At 64.4% G+C, this 16,255-nt stretch carries 12 protein-coding genes; 4 read left to right on the top strand and 8 right to left on the bottom strand.

What is annotated here, in order from left to right:
• Window positions 1-133 precede the first annotated feature (133 nt).
• Together BEP01S_RS07225 and BEP01S_RS07220 are read right to left on the bottom strand one after the other, a co-directional pair.
• Complete coding sequence (locus tag BEP01S_RS07225; protein WP_062241846.1) at window positions 134-1,648, bottom strand: sensor histidine kinase; 1,515 nt, start codon at window positions 1,646-1,648, stop codon at window positions 134-136.
• Between the two features lie 220 nt (window positions 1,649-1,868).
• Window positions 1,869-6,749, bottom strand: coding sequence for an NAD-glutamate dehydrogenase (locus BEP01S_RS07220; RefSeq protein ID WP_062241844.1), 4,881 nt, complete (start codon window positions 6,747-6,749; stop codon window positions 1,869-1,871).
• A 141-nt stretch (window positions 6,750-6,890) separates the two neighbouring features.
• On the opposite strand from BEP01S_RS07220, the gene BEP01S_RS07215 reads away from it, so the two are divergent.
• Window positions 6,891-7,355, top strand: coding sequence for a DUF2505 family protein (locus tag BEP01S_RS07215; RefSeq protein ID WP_062241841.1), 465 nt, complete (start codon window positions 6,891-6,893; stop codon window positions 7,353-7,355).
• 77 nt (window positions 7,356-7,432) lie between these two features.
• Here BEP01S_RS07215 and BEP01S_RS07210 read toward each other — a convergent pair whose 3' ends face one another.
• Genes BEP01S_RS07210 through BEP01S_RS07200 form a run of 3 tightly spaced genes read right to left on the bottom strand, consistent with a single transcriptional unit; the run spans window position 7,433 to window position 9,844 of the window.
• Window positions 7,433-7,909, bottom strand: a complete 477-nt coding sequence (locus BEP01S_RS07210; RefSeq protein WP_062241839.1) for a DUF6912 family protein — start codon at window positions 7,907-7,909, stop codon at window positions 7,433-7,435.
• 10 nt (window positions 7,910-7,919) lie between these two features.
• Window positions 7,920-9,197: a CpaE/TadZ family protein gene (locus tag BEP01S_RS07205; RefSeq protein WP_174521222.1), complete on the bottom strand. Its 1,278-nt coding sequence runs from the start codon at window positions 9,195-9,197 to the stop codon at window positions 7,920-7,922.
• The gene (locus BEP01S_RS07200; protein ID WP_062241837.1) at window positions 9,197-9,844 is read right to left on the bottom strand and encodes an SAF domain-containing protein; all 648 of its coding nucleotides are present in this window, start codon (window positions 9,842-9,844) and stop codon (window positions 9,197-9,199) included. The genes BEP01S_RS07205 and BEP01S_RS07200 overlap by 1 nt, the downstream gene beginning before the upstream one ends.
• A gap of 159 nt (window positions 9,845-10,003) precedes the next feature.
• Between BEP01S_RS07200 and BEP01S_RS07195 the strand changes: the two genes are divergently transcribed.
• Entirely contained in the window at window positions 10,004-10,225 is a 222-nt protein-coding gene (locus BEP01S_RS07195) for a helix-turn-helix domain-containing protein (protein WP_025780784.1), read from the top strand.
• A 37-nt stretch (window positions 10,226-10,262) separates the two neighbouring features.
• Here BEP01S_RS07195 and BEP01S_RS07190 read toward each other — a convergent pair whose 3' ends face one another.
• Window positions 10,263-10,778 carry a hypothetical protein gene (locus tag BEP01S_RS07190; RefSeq protein ID WP_062241835.1) on the bottom strand — a complete coding sequence of 172 codons (516 nt, stop codon included), beginning with the start codon at window positions 10,776-10,778 and terminating at the stop codon, window positions 10,263-10,265.
• A gap of 149 nt (window positions 10,779-10,927) precedes the next feature.
• Here BEP01S_RS07190 and BEP01S_RS07185 point away from each other — a divergent pair, with 149 nt between their 5' ends.
• Together BEP01S_RS07185 and BEP01S_RS07180 are read left to right on the top strand one after the other, a co-directional pair.
• Entirely contained in the window at window positions 10,928-11,764 is an 837-nt protein-coding gene (locus BEP01S_RS07185; RefSeq protein ID WP_062241833.1) for a LysM peptidoglycan-binding domain-containing protein, read from the top strand.
• Window positions 11,761-12,231: an Rv3235 family protein gene (locus BEP01S_RS07180; protein ID WP_039210330.1), complete on the top strand. Its 471-nt coding sequence runs from the start codon at window positions 11,761-11,763 to the stop codon at window positions 12,229-12,231. Before BEP01S_RS07185 ends, BEP01S_RS07180 begins: the two co-directional genes overlap by 4 nt.
• Before the next feature lie 18 nt (window positions 12,232-12,249).
• Here the strand turns inward: BEP01S_RS07180 and secA are convergent, their stop codons facing one another.
• The gene (gene secA / locus BEP01S_RS07175; RefSeq protein ID WP_062241830.1) at window positions 12,250-14,940 is read right to left on the bottom strand and encodes a preprotein translocase subunit SecA; all 2,691 of its coding nucleotides are present in this window, start codon (window positions 14,938-14,940) and stop codon (window positions 12,250-12,252) included.
• Between the two features lie 54 nt (window positions 14,941-14,994).
• Window positions 14,995-16,255: winged helix-turn-helix domain-containing protein (locus tag BEP01S_RS07170; protein ID WP_306306257.1), on the bottom strand; the 1,261-nt coding region annotated here is incomplete at its 5' end.

The raw sequence follows: 16,255 nt of genomic DNA, 5'->3' as shown, positions 1-16,255 counted from the left end.
CATCGAGCAATACGACTGAGTCCCTTGTCCCGACGGCGAATGATCGTCTTCGGAACAAGGGACTCAGTCGTTTGCCTAGTCGTGTGCCCGGCTCGGTGTCGGCCGAAGTCGGGCACACTCAATCGTGCGCGGCTCAGTCGTAGGAGTCCGGGCGCAGCGGCACGTCGAGGATGGCTACGGTTCCGCCGCCTTCCCGCGCCTGCCACTGGATCGAACCGGCCAGGTCGGCCGAGACCAGGGTACGTACGATCTGCGTGCCCAGACCGTTGCCCGGATTCTGTGTCTCCCCCATCCCGATGCCGTCATCGGCGATCGTCACGGTCAGTCGGTCGCCGTTGCGCTCCGGAGTCACCCACACATGGCCGTTGAGTGTCTCCCCTGGCTCCAGGTTCTCGAGGTTCTCCGTGGGGAATCCGTGTTCGATCGCGTTCGTGATCAGCTCCGTGATGGCCAGGGCCAAGGAAGTGGCATCGGCTGAGGAGATGGTGCCGAAGCTCCCCTGCCGTTTGAGTTCGATGTGCACCAGAGGACTGGTGAGCTCGGGTGTCAGACGCAGCCCTTTGTCGACGACTTCGTCGAAGTCGACTTCTGATTCGACGCCTTGGCTGAGCACGTCATGGACCACGGCAATGATCGACACGCGTCGCATCGCCTCGGTCAGCGCGCTCTTGGCGTCGGGGCTGTCGATGCGGCGGGTCTGCAGACGCAGCAGTGCGGACACTGTCTGCAGGTTGTTCTTCACCCTGTGGTGCATCTCTTTGATCATCGCGTCGCGGGAGAGCAGCTCTCGTTTGCGGCGGCGGATCTCGGAGACGTCACGGGCGAGGACGATCGCTCCGATCCGCTCCCCTTCGTCCGTCAGCGGAATCGCACGCAGGGACACACTCGTGCGTCCGACTTCGAGTTCGGTCCGCCATGGGGCGCGACCGGTGAGCACGAGCGGGAGTGTCTCGTCGACCTGACGCAGCTCCGCACTGAGACTCGACACCACCTCGGAGAGGTAGCTGCCTTCGATCTCTCCGCCGAACCCGAGCCGATGCATCAGCGATACGGCATTCGGGGAAGCGTACTGCACGTGCGAATCGCGGTCGAGGATGAAGATGCCGTCTCCGACCCGGGGTTCGCCGTGGCGGGCCCCGGACGGGGCATCGCGGTCGGGGAATGTTCCCTGCACGATCATCTGCATCAGGGCCATCGCCGTTTCCCGGTAGTACTTCTCCAATCGGGACGAGCCTCTGCGGCGGACCTCTTCCGAGTATCGGGCGACGAGCGCGATGGCTTCACCACGACGGATGATCGGCACCGCCTCGGCGAGGATGTCGACATCGGAGGATCCGGCGCTGATCCCCATCTCCTTGGCCGCGGCGACGTGGGTGACATAGCTGCGGGTGCTGCTGGCCTGGTCGAGCAGCTCCTTCTCCAGGCCGGTCGCGCGGGCTCCGATCAGGTCCCGATTGAACAGCGTTGCCCCGGTCGTCGATCGGGCATGCGCCAGCACCGTATAGGCACCGCTGAGCGACGGCACCCACAGCACGAGGTCGGCGAAGGAGAGATCGGCCAGCAGCTGCCAGTCCCCGACGAGCAGATGGATGTGTTCGACGTCTGACTCATCCGTGAGGCCCTCGGCCGCCAGCAGTTCGTTGAGCACGATACATTCCTCCCAGGTGAGATCAGCAGACCCGCGTTGACGGCGGATCTGCTGAGATGTCGATGTTCAGACGCTACCACTTAATCGGTGTGCGATTGCACGCGCCGAGGCGGCTCGTCCGACCGGTAATAACTGGCCTTCCAGCCACAACCGCAGAATCGGTCGTGACCGACCGGCCCGACTGCGGCCGCCCAGTGGTCGGCCGCAGTCGGACTCAACCTCAGCCGTTGTGTTCGCTCTCCCAGGTGGAGGAACGGACCATCGACCGCAGTGAACGCAGCAGCACCGACAGCGGCGCCTGGGTGACGGAGTCGAGTCCGAGGATCGTCTCCGTCGTCTCCAGCACGCGGCCCACGACCGTCTCGTTGCGTTCGAGCCATTCGGCCAGCCGCTGCTTCGCCCGCGCGTCCGGGGTTCCGGAGATCGGCGAATCCGTGGCGGCCAGGACCGTTCCGGTCACCGACAGGATCGCGCCGTAGTAGTCGTCACGCAGGGATCCGCGAGCCAGAGCCGACCACCGGTCGCTGCGGTTGAGATCACCGATGAGGGTGAGGATCTGCGAACCGGAGAAGCGTTCGTTCACGGCGTAGTAGACCTCGGCGACATCCTCGGCGGATTCATTCGCCCGAGCGGCCAGCTGGGTGATGTCCAGCAGGACGAACTCATCGAGCAGAGCGGCGGACCGCCAAGCGAGTTCGCTGGGCACACCTTCGTCGATGTAGCTCTGAGCCTTCGCCTGCATGGTCTCGGCGTCATAGCCGTCGACGAGGTCCGGGACCCGAGAGCGCAGGGCCGCGACGACCTTTCCGTACATCTCGATGCCGGAATCGACGTCGAGGCTGTCCGGCGCCTGCTGTACGAGCCAACGCGAAGAGCGATCGAGGACGCGCACATAATCGTGCTGCAGCTTCACCTGCACCTCGGTCGGCACCTGATTGTCGAGTGCACACACCGCTTCGAAGAAGTCGTCGAGTCCGAAGATCTCCGAGACCACGACGAACACGCGGGCGATCTGCGGCACCGAGGCCGGGGTCTCTTCCAACATCCGGTAGATGTAGGTCAGTCCACCACGGTCGACGAGCCGGTTGACGAGCTTCGCCGTCGCAATCTCCCGGTGCAGAGGATGTTCGGGGATGAGCTCTCCGTACTTCTCCTGCAGGGCCTCCGGGAAGTAGGAGACGAGTTCACGGCGCATCCACGCCTCGTCCGGCACGGTGCTGTCGAGGACCTCATCGGCGGCGTGCATCTTCACATACGCCAGCAACACGGCGAGTTCCGGCGACACGTAGTAGCTGAACTCACGCTTGGCCAGTTCGTCGGCATTGGGCAGGAATTCGACCGCCCGGTCGAGGTCGGCGTACTTCTCCAGGTAGTTCAGCATCCGGCCGTAGGTGCCCGACATCGATTCGGTCTGGGCCCGAGCTTCGCCGAGGACGACGTTCTGCGAGTAGTTGTTCGCCAGCACACGGTCAGCGACCTGGTCGGTGAACGAGTGCAGAACCTGTTCCCGCTCCTCGGCGGCAAAGGCGCCCTTATGCACGAGCGTGCGCAGGAGCAGTTTGATGTTGACCTCGTGGTCGGAGCTGTCGACGCCGGCAGAGTTGTCGACGGCATCGGTATTGACCTCGACGCCGCCCAGTGCAGCTTCGACACGTCCCAACTGAGTCACACCGAGGTTGCCGCCCTCGCCGATCACTCGCGCCCGCACATCGGCGCCGTCGATGCGGATGGCGTCGTTGGACTTGTCGCCGACATCGGCGTGGCTCTCGGCAGAGGACTTGATATAGGTGCCGATTCCGCCGTTGTAGACGAGGTCGACGGGGGCCTTGAGGATTTCGGACATGAGGTCGGCAGGGCTGCGTTTGCCGGGTTCGACTCCGAGCACCGAGGCGGCCTCTGCGCTGAGGTCGATCGACTTCGCCGACCGGGAGAAGACTCCGCCGCCGGTGGAGATGAGTTCCCGGTCGTAGTCCTGCCAGCTCGAGCGCGGCAGGTCGAAGAGTCGCTGACGTTCGACGAAGCTGCGCGCGGCGTCGGGGTTCGGGTCGAGGAAGATGTCCCGGTGGTCAAAGGCGGCGACCAGGCGGATGTGCTCGCTGCGCAGCATGCCGTTGCCGAAGACGTCGCCGCTCATATCGCCGATGCCCACGACCGTGAAGTCCTCGGCAGCGGTGTTGAGTCCGAGCTCGCGGAAGTGGCGTTCGACGGACTTCCACGCACCTCGGGAGGTGATGGCCATCGCCTTGTGGTCGTAGCCGACCGATCCGCCCGAAGCGAAGGCGTCGCCGAGCCAGAAGCCGCGGCGCTCGGCGATCGCATTGGCCACATCGGAGAACCGTGCCGTGCCCTTGTCAGCGGCGACGACGAGATAGTAGTCGTCGCCGTCGTGACGGATTACGCGGTCGGGGTGGACGACGACGCTGGAGTCATCGGCGCCGTAGGTGAGGTTGTCGGAGACTTCGAGCATGCTTTCGATGAACACCTCGTAGGCGGCCTGACCGGCGGCCATCCAGGCGTCCCGATCGCTCATCGGCGGCAGCTGCTTGGGGAAGAACCCGCCCTTTGCGCCGGTGGGCACGATGAGGGCGTTCTTGACCATCTGCGCCTTGACGAGGCCGAGGACCTCGGTACGGAAGTCATCGCGACGATCCGACCAGCGGAGTCCGCCGCGTGCGACGGTGCCGAAGCGCAGGTGCACGCCTTCGACCTGCGGGGAGTACACCCACATCTCGAGTGCCGGCTTCGGCTTCGGCACGAAGCTGAGCTCGTCGGGTCGGATCTTGAGCACGAGTGCCGTGGGCAGCGCACCGGATTCGTCGATGTAGTAGTTCGTGCGCAACGTCGCCCGCAGCAGTTCGAGCGAGGACCGCAGCACACGGTCCGCGTCGAGGCTCGCGACCTCGCTGAGTGCGGATTCGATGGACTCATCGATCTCGGTCATCGCCGCTTCGCGTCCGGCGTCGTCGACGTCCGGATCGAACTTGGCGGTGAAGTAGTCGACGAGCAGCTTCGAGATCTGCGGGTTGTCGCTGTAGACCTCACCGACATAGGCGTCGGAATAGGTGAAGCCTGCCTGGCGCAGGTATTTGCCCAGGGCGCGAATGATCGTCACATGCTGCCAGGAGAGGCCAGCGACGACGAGGCGGTCGAAGACTCCCGCTTCCTTCTTGCCGTCCCAGCCGGCCATGAAGGCCTCGGCGATGCGGTCGTAGTCGTCATCGCCCAGCTCTTCGGAGAAGCTGAGTCCGAAGTCGTAGATGTACCGATGCGTTCCGTCGGCGAGGTCGAGTTCGTGGGGACGTTCGTCGACGACGTCGGCACCGAATGCCGTGAGGTAGGGCAGGACCTCGGACAGGCTGATCCGGTCGCTGCGGTAGAGGACGAGACGGACGGAGGCGTCGGTGCTCTGGTCGGGACGGTAGAGCCGGACAGCCGGACCGTGGCCCGCCTCGAGGGCTTCGAACCGACCGACGTCGGCGACCGCCTCGGCGGGGGTGTGGTACTCGCCATAGCTGGGCGGGAACGCCTTCGACCACAGGTCGGCCCGGGCCTGTGAGGCTCCGGTGTCGCCGGCTTCGGCGGGAACGAGGAACGCGTGAACGTCTTCGGACCAGGAGCGCACAGCTCCGACTATGCGGGCCTCGACCTCATCGGCGCTGATCTGCGGCAGTTCGGAGTCTCGGGCGACGCGGGCCACGAAGTGGATGCGGGCCAACGCAGATTCGCTCAGCAGCACATCGAAGTCGACGCTGTCGGCGTTGTAGAACTTTCGCAGCACTTCCTGCACGCGCACGCGGGCGTCGGTGTTGTACAGGTCGCGTGGGAGGTAGAGGATCACCGAGACGAAGCGCTGGTAGGGGTCGGTGCGGACGAAAACGCGGGATTCGCGGCGTTCCTGCATGTCGACGATCTCCATGACGACGTCATAGATCTCTTCGGTGTCCTCGTGCAGGAGGTCCTCGCGGGGATAGTTCTCCAGGACTCCGAGCAGTTCGTTGGCCGAGTGGGATCCGGTCGGGAATCCGCTGGCCGAGAGGATCTTCGCGACCTTCCGGTCGATGACCGGGATGTTGAGGACGCTGTCGTTGTAGAACTCGGGTTTGAACACGCCGACGAAGCGGCGTTCGCCGACGATCTGACCGTCGGCATCGAATGTCTTCACGCCGATGTAGTCCATGAAGGACGACCGGATGACGCGGGAGCGGGAGTTCGCCTTCGTCAGCACCAGCACATGCGGTTCCAGGGCCTTGTCGGCGACCGCCCGGCTCAGCGGTGATTTCACGAGGGGGCGCAGGGACGAGATGCCCATCGAGGTGTCCTCGATGGGTTCGAGGCTGCTGTGCTCGGCGTCGTGAGTGTAGTCGTATTCGCGGTAGCCGAGGAAGGTGAAGTGGCCGTCGAGCCAGGTGAGCAGGGCGGCGGCGGATTCGGCTTCAGAGGCCAGTTCCGGACGCGGTGCATGTGCGCTCAGTTCGGCGGCGATGTCTTTGGCCTTCGCGGCCATCGCCTGGGCGTCACGGGCTGCTGCGCCCACATAGTCGAGGACTCCGCGCAGGCGCTCTTCGAGTGCGTCGAAGTCGCTTTCGGAGATGCGGTCGATCTCGAGACGGATCCAGGACTGCTGCTGCGGGGCTCCGTCTGCGCTGTCGGCAGAGGCTTCGGAGACCGTCGGAATGCTCGCCGTGTCCGCGCTGAGTGCGGGGGCTTCTGCCGGGGAGAGGATCTTCTCGCCCTGGCCGGTTCCGGTGACGGTGATGATCGGGTGGTGGACGCGGCGGATCGCTCGTCCGTTCGCGGCGAGGTCGCTGACGATCGAGGACACGAGATGGGGCATGTCGGCGAGCACGATGGCGATGACCGTGTGGTTGTCGCGGAATTCCGGCGAGTCGACGCTCGGATTATAGATGGCGATCGCCGGTTTCTGACCGTCGTATTCGGTGCCGAGTGCGAAGTGACGGGCCGCCGCGGCTGCGTAGGCCTCAGGGTCGTGAGCCCCTGTTTCGAACCGCGGATAATAGGCTTCGAGGAAGTTCTCGGGAGCAGATTGTCCCCTCTGCTTCCTCCACTCTTCTGCAACGTTCGAAATTGAGACCTGAGTCACTGTTTCACCTCTATGATCAACGAGCATTCGTGATGCGATTCGACGTCGAATCGTCATTCACCACACTATGCCCAAATATCGAGAAAGGCACGCCGAGCAGCCTACGGTGGTGTACCGGTCATTCGCTGGCAAACTGGAGCTATGCGATCTCTGACTCTCAATCAAGAATATTCGGTTGATCTGTCGTCATTCCTGGCCAAACTCGCCGACACCAGTGTGTGGGAGAAGCTCGGTTCCGAGGCCAATGCCGAATACATCGACCCCGATACCGAGATGACCGTGCGGACGCCGATGCCCAATGCCGAGCTTCCTGCAGCTCTGGCCTCCAGGCTTCCGGACAACACCGTGCTGGTCGAGGTGTACATGATTCCCGGGGATGTCCTCGGAGACGAGGCCGAGATCCGCATGACCGCACGCGCCGCAGGGGTTCCCGTCGAGATCGATGCGGTCCTCGAACTGCGCGAGGTCGAGTCAGCGACGAAGCTGGCCGCTCATGCCGAGATCAGCTCGTCGATCCCGATGTTCGGGCCGATGATCGAACAGGCCGTGGTGCCGATCCTGGAGAAGCGCCTGAGCGACCGACTGCGCCGCTTCGAATCCGCCTGAGCCGGACGGCCGACGACGTCGCGACCCAAGCACTCGTGCGTCGGCTCAGTCTGCAAAATTTCTCAGTCTGAGTCGGTTCAGTCTGCGTCGCCGAGCAGCTGTTCGAGCTCCGACGAGTCATACCACAGCAGATCGGAAGCGCCGAGGCGGTCCTCGGCTGCGCTGGGCCCCGATTCCTCGGCCAGCTGCACCGCTTCGTCCCAGACGACGTCCTCGTCGAGGTGGAAGCTTGCGACCCGGGTCATGTCGACGTCGCCGAGGCTGATGAGGTCGAAGCCCTCGGTCAGCGTTTCGGTCGGGCTGGACTCGGGGGCGTCATAGGCCACGATGACACGGCGCTCGGGAGCCGCCTCGGTGCCGGTTTGGGTCTCAGCGGGATCGAACACCGCATTCGCGGCCAGGGCGGCGGCGATGCACATGGCGTCGAACTCAGCGGATTCGAACTCCTCACCGCGCAGGCTGCGCCCCTGAGCGTCGGGGGCGACGGCGCGGACGTCCGTCAGCGGCGAACGCAGCGCGGTCAGTGTAGTGGGAACGTAGCAGCGAATGGCCATGTCCCTCATCCTAGTCCCGTGCCCCGGTCCCCTGGCCCACCCGCACTTTCCGTGTGCCCCCGCGACGACCGCCGCCGCGGCGTTCGCGTCCGCCGCCGGATCTGCGGGAGCGGCGACGGCCCGGCAGGAGCTCGTCGATCATCCGCGCGAGGTCGCCGACGAGGACGGACTTGGGATTCTGTTCGTGCAGGGTGTGGCCGGCGAGCATCGCCGCGTCGGCAGTGGAACGGTCGTCGCTGAGCAGGAAGTCCGGAGTGATTCGGACGAAACGGTCGAGGACTTCTCTGATCCGCGTTTCGGCGGGGTGGCCGACCGCGCTCGGCCGCACCTTCGTGATCACCAGCCGCATCTTGTCTCGGACCGCCTCGGCCCGCGGTGTGCCGAGGAGTTTGACCAGCCGCTGCAGACCGATCGGCTCCCCCGCAGCGAGGACGAGCACGATATCGGCGGCTTCCAGAGCCGCGCGTGTAGCGCAGTGCCGGTCGTAGAAGGGATCGGCGAGGTCGTCATCGGGATCGATGCGGTCGCTGACGTCGACGATGACGACGTCGTAGACCTTGGCCAGACGTTTGAGCACCGCTTCGAGGACGGAGGCGCGGATCTCCGGCCATCGCTCGGGCCGGGTCAGCCCGGTGACGACGTGGAAGTTCTCCCGGATCGCTGCATGCGGGACTGCATGCTGGCCGAGGCGGTTCACGGGGTCCGTCTGCGACCGGCAGAGGCTGGCCAGGTGAGAGGACTCCTCGGTCAGCCCAAGAGTGGACGCGACCATTCCGGAGACCGTGTCGGCGTCGACGACGACGCTGCGTCTGCCCTGGCGGGAGGCCTGATCGGCAAGGTTGACGGCCGTGAGTGTGCGTCCGGGCGACGAACCGGTCCCCCAGACCGTGATGATCACTCCCGCTCCGCTGACCGGGCCCGGAGGCATCATCGGGCGCGGCGGAACGACGGTGGCGGCACGGATGTCATCGATCGCCGCGGCCATCGTCGTCGCATCGGCATCCGTTGCGACGACGGCGGTGATGCCGACGGCTTCGAGAACATGCGCTTCGTCGCCGAAGCCGAGCACCTTGGCACCGGACGCCGTGATCGCGGCGACCACCTCGGCGTCGAGACCGGGAAAGTAGCGGCCGATGATGACGACGTCGGCGCCGCCAGTGCGGCAGTGTGCCAGCAGCTCCACCTCGTCGGCAGGGCGGGCGACGATCGTGACGTCGTCGATCTCGCTGAGCAGCTCGAAGAGGATGAGGTCGAATTCGAAGTCGACGGCCAGCAGAACCTGCGTCATCACTGATCTCCGTCGTCGGCGGGAACGGACGGCGCACCGACGACGGAGAGCACGCTGCGTCCGTCGAGGGCGGCAAGCACGCCGGGCAGGTCAACGGAGCCGACGAACACTTCGATGCGGGCGCCGTCGCCTGCTCCGAAACTGCCGACATCTCGATTGATATGGGCGACCGGGGCCGAATCGACGATCTGCTCCGGCGGTGTTCCGTCGTCGTCGAGCCCGTTCTGCTCCGGCTGCGCCCACACGTCGACGAGGCTGCCCGAGTCGACGACGCTCGGCACCGAGCCGGCGACGTCGATGGCGACGACCCGTCCTTCGAGTTCAGACAGGGGCGCCACCGCCGAGGCTGCCAGCAGCTCTCCCGCTGCCACGACGCCGCGTACGCTCGTGTTCTCCGGCAGCTCTGAATCTGCCGAGAGGTACTTCTTGCCGAGATCGGCGAGATTGACCTCGGCGACGGTGAGGTCGGCCGGCTCGAGGACTTCACCGGGCACGAGTGCGCGGGCGCTCGCCCAGACCCGGGTGGTCGAGTTCGCCGAGGTGACGAGCAGATAGGTTCCGACCACCGCGAGGATGACGAGCATCGCTCCGATCAAGAGCCGTGCATCGGTCCAGCGGGGGCGTCGGATTCGTTTCGAGAGCTCCATTGCGTCTCCAGATTCGCAGAAGTTTCACTGACAGAAACTGTTTCTCAGTGATAATATTGACCATCAAATGATGCCAAAGCAATGTTTTTGGCAAAGTGCGTCAACAAGCAGATGGACATCTGGTGGCAGATGGACATTTGGAATGGGAGAAGTCACCTCATGGCCGTCGAAAGTCGCTTCCTGCCGCTGACCGATGTGGCCGAGCTGCTCAATGTCTCGATCGCTCAAGCTCGGGCCCTGGTCCGCTCCGGCGATCTCCGCGCCATCAAGGTCGGCGGGCGCGGCCAGTGGCGGGTCGAGAAGTCCGAGATCGAAGCGTATATCCAGCGGATGTACGAGCGCACCGAGTACCAGATCAAGACCGGATCCATCGAGGACTGACTCTCTCGCCTCGCCACTGATCGCCATCACGCCCGCATCACTCAAAGGGATTCGTCCGGGCGTGGACGGCCCTGATCGCCGTGAAGGGAATGATCCGGCCGGCGATTTCGACGTAGTCGGCACCGACGAGCGCACAGCGCCCGCGAATCGAGCCGGAGCGGTCAACAGTGTCGATCGACACTTCTTCATGGGCGGCTGACCAGCGGCGTAGTGCAGAGCCCATCCCCAGCCGCTCCAGCCCACCGACTTCGAACCGATGCACTCTCGTGGTCAGCCTGAGTCCGCGGACGGCCGCGATCGCAATGGCGGAGACTTCGACCCCAGCGAGGACGATGATGTCCCGGCCGAGGAAGCACGCAATCCCGGTAATGTCGCGATCGGACACCATCACCTGCACCGTCGACCCCAACGATCCGCGCAGCCGTTCGCGCAGTGTCCTCTCGGATGCCTGACCGGCAACTTCGTCACCGAATTCACCTCTCCTGGCATGCGCTTGCGCTGCCGAGTCGGCGGCTTCGATATCCGCCAGGAGTGCATCGATGCGATCGTCCATAGTCGATAAGCTTGCCCCAGCTGTAGTCCACTTTCAAGACTTGAAAAGAATCAGCATCGAACTACAGTCATGTAGTTAGACTCGATCCATTGACAGCAAATTGCATCTAACTGCATCATTATCATCAATATCCAATGGAGGATGTCTAGATGTATCTCTTGATTGCATGTGCGGGTTCATGGCTGGTTCTGCTCGGCTCGTTCTTCACCGGGTGGGAACAGCTGTCTCAGCCGCGGACGACCAGCGACGTCGTCGTCATCGTCATCATCGGCGCTGGAGTGCTCCTGTTCGCGCGGATCGGACTCATCTCTCTGCTGGCCCTGCTGCTGCGACTTCTCCCCTCCGGTCGCTTCAGGTCTGCGCTTACAGGCGTGGTCGTCAGGGCGATGCCGCGGATACTCGCATCGAGCGTTCTTGCCGTCGTCTCCGCCGGCTTGGCCGTCCATTCCGCCCAAGCGGCACCGGTCGTGCACTTCGAGCCTGAGCCCACCTCAACTACTCAGGCCTCGTCCGCTCCGGCCGACCCTGGGTGGCCGACGATCGACGATGATGAGCCGTCCGCGGATTCCCCGGACAGCACGGAGCGGGCTGACGAGGCAGAACCACCAGAGGATGTTGAGTCACCTGATCGAGCACGGCCGCCCGACCCCGGATGGCCCACCGAACCTCCGTCGGGCAGATCACCCGAGTCACCGCCGGCCAACGGTCCGGCAGACGAACCCAGAGAATCGGATCAAACCGACGAGCCCGACCGCAGTAAGAATGCGAACGAGCCGGATGCCGATGTCACGGTTCCTGAGGATTCCGGAACAGCCACCCATGTTGTGGCCCAAGGCGAGAGCCTGTGGTCGATCGCTGCCGATCTGACCGATGCCCCCGCGGAGATCCCGCAGATCGTCGCGGACGTCTATGCCGCCAACGAGGACATCATCGGACCCGATCCGAGCCTCATCCTCGCAGGTCAGAGATTGGAGATCCAGAAATGACCGCCCCGCTCACCCTCACCCGACCGCAGGCTTCGGCACCGCCTCGGCGACCGTCCACACCGGTGCCCACGGCACAGTCTCCTCGCCGTGCAAGTCGGCAGGTCCGAGCTCAGGACATTGCGGACGACCGGGCCCGGATCGCGGCCACAGCCACCTCGTTGGCGGTTGCCTGCCTCGAGGTCCTCTCCGGGGTCCGTCGCAGCGAGACGATCGCCCGCTGGGTCGAGCCGGAGCTGTTGGCGAAGATCGATCACCGCTGTCAATTGCGCGCCGAGGTGGCACCGCAACGCGCAACCGTGCCCGGTGCCCGTACCGTGCGACCGGGGACGGCGCACGTCTGCCAGATCAGTCCCGAGATCGCCGAGGTCACGGTCATCGTTGCCGCCGCAAACCGCGTCCGGGCGGTGGCAGTCCGCTTGGAACTGCTCACCACCCGGTGGACGCTGACTGCGCTGCAGACGATGTGAGCCGCTGAGGGCTCAGTTTCAGCTCTTGGCCTTCTTCTTCGCGCGACGTTCGGCGCGGTTGGCCGGTGCCGGTTCGTCGTCGTCCTCGTTTTCGGAGACGGAGGCGGTACCGTTTTCGGACGGGGCCGACAGCTGCATCTTCGGAGTCTTGTGTCGCAGCTCCTCTGCGTCGACCTCGACCTCGGGTTCGGCATCGTCGGTGCCGGCCGATGAGGTCACCTGAACCTTCAGTGTGTTGGTCAGGCGGACGACGTCCTCCTTGATCCCATCCTGCATGGTCTTGAACATCTCGAAGCCCTCACGCTGGTACTCCACCAGCGGATCCTTCTGGGCCATGGCGCGCAGTCCGATGCCGTTCTTGAGGTAGTCCATCTCGTAGAGGTGCTCACGCCAGCGCTTGTCGATGACGGAGAGCACCACGCGGCGTTCGAGTTCGCGGGTGGCTTCCTCTCCGAGTTCTTCTTCACGTTGGGAGTAGAACACGTCTAGATCGGACTGGATCTCCCGATTGAGGCGGTTCTTCGTCAGGTTGCCGAGTCCGCCGAGCTCCTCGGCGAGGTCCTCGGGGGTGATCGACGGCGAGTAGATCTTGCCGAGGGCTTCAAAGAGTTCGTCGATCTGCCAGTCTTCGACCGGTCCTGTCGTCGCCTGGGCGACGTAGGCGTCGATGACTTCTTCGCGGAAGTTCGCGACCTGCTCTTCGAGGTCGGCGCCGTCGAGGACTCGGCGGCGCTCATCGTAGATGACTGTGCGCTGGCGGTTGAGCACATCGTCGTATTTGAGCACGTTCTTGCGCTGTTCGGCATTGCGCTGTTCGATCTGCGACTGGGCCGAGAGGATGGCGCGTGAGACCATCTTCGATTCCAGCGGCACATCGTCGGGCACATTTGCCGTAGCCATGATCCGTTCAGCGGCTCCCGAGCCGAAGAGACGCATGAGGTCGTCGGTCAGCGACAGGTAGAACCGGGATTCGCCGGGGTCGCCCTGACGTCCGGAACGTCCGCGCAGCTGGTTGTCGATGCGGCGGGATTCGTGGCGTTCAGTGCCGAGCACGTAGAGCCCGCCGAGTTCGACGACCTCCTCGGCCTCTTCCTTGACCTTATCCTCGGCGGCCTTGAGCACCTCGGGCCATTCGGACTCGTACTGGTCCTCGTTCTCGGCCGGGTCGAGGCCGCGACGTTCCATCTCCGCGACCGCGAGGAATTCGGCGTTGCCGCCGAGCATGATGTCCGTACCGCGTCCGGCCATGTTCGTGGCCACCGTGACGGCGTTCTTGCGTCCGGCCATCGCCACGATCGACGCCTCACGGGCGTGGTTCTTCGCGTTGAGGACCTCGTGCTTGACGCCGCGTTTGGCCAGATGCTTCGACAGGTATTCGCTCTTCTCGACGCTGGTCGTGCCGACGAGGACGGGCTGTCCGGTCTCGTGGCGTTCGACGATGTCGTCGACGACGGCGTCGAACTTCGCAACCTCGTTCTTGTAGACGAAGTCGGACTGGTCGACGCGCTGCATCGGCTTGTTCGTCGGAATCGGGACGACGCCGAGCTTGTAGGTGGACATGAACTCCGCGGCCTCGGTCTCGGCCGTACCGGTCATTCCGGAGAGCTTTTCGTAGAGACGGAAGAAGTTCTGCAGGGTGATCGTCGCCAGCGTCTGGTTCTCGGCCTGGACCTTCACCCCTTCCTTCGCCTCGATGGCCTGGTGCAGACCTTCGTTGTAGCGGCGGCCCTTGAGCACGCGACCAGTGTGTTCGTCGACGATGAGGACTTCGCCGTCGAGGACGACGTAGTCCTTGTCCTTCTTGAACAGCTCCTTGGCGCGGATGGCGTTGTTGAGGAAGCTGATGAGCGGGGTGTTCTCCGCGTCGTAGAGATTGCCGATGCCCAGGTAGTCCTCGACACGTTCGATTCCGGGTTCGAGGACGCCGACGGTGCGCTTCTTCTCATCGACTTCGTAGTCGCGATCGGTCTTCAGACGCTTGACGACCTTGGCGAACTCGCCGTACCAGCGGTTGGCATCGCCTTCGGCGGGACCGGAGATGATGAGCGGGGTACGGGCCTCGTCGATGAGGATCGAGTCGACCTCGTCGACGATGGCGAAGGCATGGCCGCGCTGGACGAGCTCGTCGGCCGACCAGGCCATGTTGTCGCGCAGGTAGTCGAAGCCGAATTCGTTGTTCGTGCCGTAGGTGATGTCCGCGGCGTACTGTTTGCGGCGCAGATCCGAGGGCATGTTCGCCTGGATGCAGCCGGTCTCCATCCCGAGGAACCGGAATACGCGGCCCATCAGTTCCGATTGGTAGGTGGCCAGATAGTCGTTGACCGTGATGATGTGGACCGGGTTGCCGGTGAGAGCGTTGAGGTAGGCCGGGGCCGTGGCGACCAGGGTCTTGCCTTCACCGGTCTTCATCTCGGCGATGTTGCCCAGGTGCAGGGCGGCGCCGCCCATGAGCTGAACGTCGAAGTGTCGCAGACCCAGGGTCCGGCTCGATGCTTCGCGCACGGTGGCGAAGGCTTCGGGAAGCAGAGAGTCGAGGCTTTCGCCGTCCTTGTAGCGCTCCTTGAACCGGCCGGTTTCCTCACGCAGTTCGGTGTCCGTCATCTCGCTGAACTCATCGGACAGCTGGTTGATGGCATCCGTGTATCGGCGGAGCTTCTTCAGAGTTCTGCCTTCACCTGTGCGCAGAAGCTTCTCGAGGAAATTAGCCACTTTTCTCCTAATCGGCATGTCTGCCGGACAACGACTCGAACGACTGTATAGCCCCTAGCTTAATGGCAGGTGAGTACCTTCGAGGTCCACGGCGGTCAGTCCCAGCCACGCAGCCATCGTCTTAAGCTCCTCAACCAGCTCCGTGGTGTGCTCCTCCCCCGGTTCCCACGTCACCTGGTGAGCGCGCAGAACTCCTGCCGCTCGGTCCCGGTGCAGGTCGACCCGTCCGACGAGTCGATCGCCGAGGAGGAACGGAGTGACGTAGTAGCCGTGGACGCGTTTGGCCGCCGGGGTGTAGATCTCGATGCGGTAGTGGAAGTCGAAGAGCCATTCGATGCGCGGTCGGTAGAAGACCAAGGGGTCGAACGGTGCCAGCAGCGCTCGAGCGTTCACGGTGCGTGGGGTCCGTGCCTCGTGCCACTTCAGCGCGGGGACACCTTCGACGTCGACTTCTCGCAGCTCGCCTGAGGCGATGAGTTCGGTGATGGCGGCGTCGGTCGGTGCGCGCCGCTGCCGAAAGTAGTCGGCGATGTCCTCGGGACGGGAAATGCCCAGAGCGCGTGCCGCGATGCGAGTGAGTTCGAAGACATTGTTCTCGACCCCGGATATTCCGCGCGGCAGCTCTGCCTCCGGGTCCAGGCTCAGCGCCGGATCCTCCGGCGGCCCATAGGTCAGAGGCAGCTGCGGCAGCTCAGGTGAGACGTCTCTGGCCAGGGCATAGATGCGTTCGAAGTGGTCGTTGCGTCCCGAGGCGCTGATGATGCCGCCGGCGAACAGCGCTTCGAGGGCGACTTTCACCTGGCTGGGATTCCAACCCCAATGGCCACGGTGGATCTCCGGCAGATCGTGGTCGACCACCTCGGCGACTTCCCGTGCCGTCATCGGCCGGGTGGACAGAGCGGTGAGGACGGAGGACTGGAGATTGCGGAATTCCTCCCCGGTCTCCGGATGGCGCTGACCGAAGTCGTTGCGCCACCATTCGCTGTGGGCCCGAGAGAAGTGCTTCCACGTCTGCGGAGGCACGAAGGCTGCGGCGTGAGCCCAGTATTCAACGCCCATTCGCGGCGAGGAGTAGAAGAGGCGGTCCAGGGTCTCTCGCGGATAGGGGCCCAGGCGAGAGAAGTAGGGCAGGTAGTGGGAGCGGACGACTCGGGCGACCGAGTCGATCTGGGTCAGTCCCAGGGTGTCGAAGACGTTCTTGAGGTGACGGGCCGTGACCTTCTCCGGTCGCGGTCGGTCCAGCCCCGTCGCCGCGATCGCCGTCCTGCGGGCCGCGGCCCGTGTCATCCTCTGCATCCCCAAAACCTCTCCCCTG

This window comes from Brevibacterium epidermidis NBRC 14811 (genome assembly GCF_001570805.1).
GTDB lineage: Bacteria > Actinomycetota > Actinomycetes > Actinomycetales > Brevibacteriaceae > Brevibacterium > Brevibacterium epidermidis.
This window is presented reverse-complemented; position numbering and strand designations above follow the sequence as displayed.

Excerpts from the sequence above, each read along its gene's own strand:
- BEP01S_RS07195 (WP_025780784.1), top strand. The coding sequence starts at position 10,004 with ATGGCCGTCGAAAGTCGCTTCCTGCCGCTGACCGATGTGGCCGAGCTG.
- BEP01S_RS07205 (WP_174521222.1), bottom strand. The coding sequence starts at position 9,197 with ATGACGCAGGTTCTGCTGGCCGTCGACTTCGAATTCGACCTCATCCTC.
- BEP01S_RS07200 (WP_062241837.1), bottom strand. The coding sequence starts at position 9,844 with ATGGAGCTCTCGAAACGAATCCGACGCCCCCGCTGGACCGATGCACGG.
- BEP01S_RS07190 (WP_062241835.1), bottom strand. The coding sequence starts at position 10,778 with ATGGACGATCGCATCGATGCACTCCTGGCGGATATCGAAGCCGCCGAC.
- BEP01S_RS07180 (WP_039210330.1), top strand. The coding sequence starts at position 11,761 with ATGACCGCCCCGCTCACCCTCACCCGACCGCAGGCTTCGGCACCGCCT.
- BEP01S_RS07215 (WP_062241841.1), top strand. The coding sequence starts at position 6,891 with ATGCGATCTCTGACTCTCAATCAAGAATATTCGGTTGATCTGTCGTCA.
- BEP01S_RS07210 (WP_062241839.1), bottom strand. The coding sequence starts at position 7,909 with ATGGCCATTCGCTGCTACGTTCCCACTACACTGACCGCGCTGCGTTCG.
- BEP01S_RS07185 (WP_062241833.1), top strand. The coding sequence starts at position 10,928 with ATGTATCTCTTGATTGCATGTGCGGGTTCATGGCTGGTTCTGCTCGGC.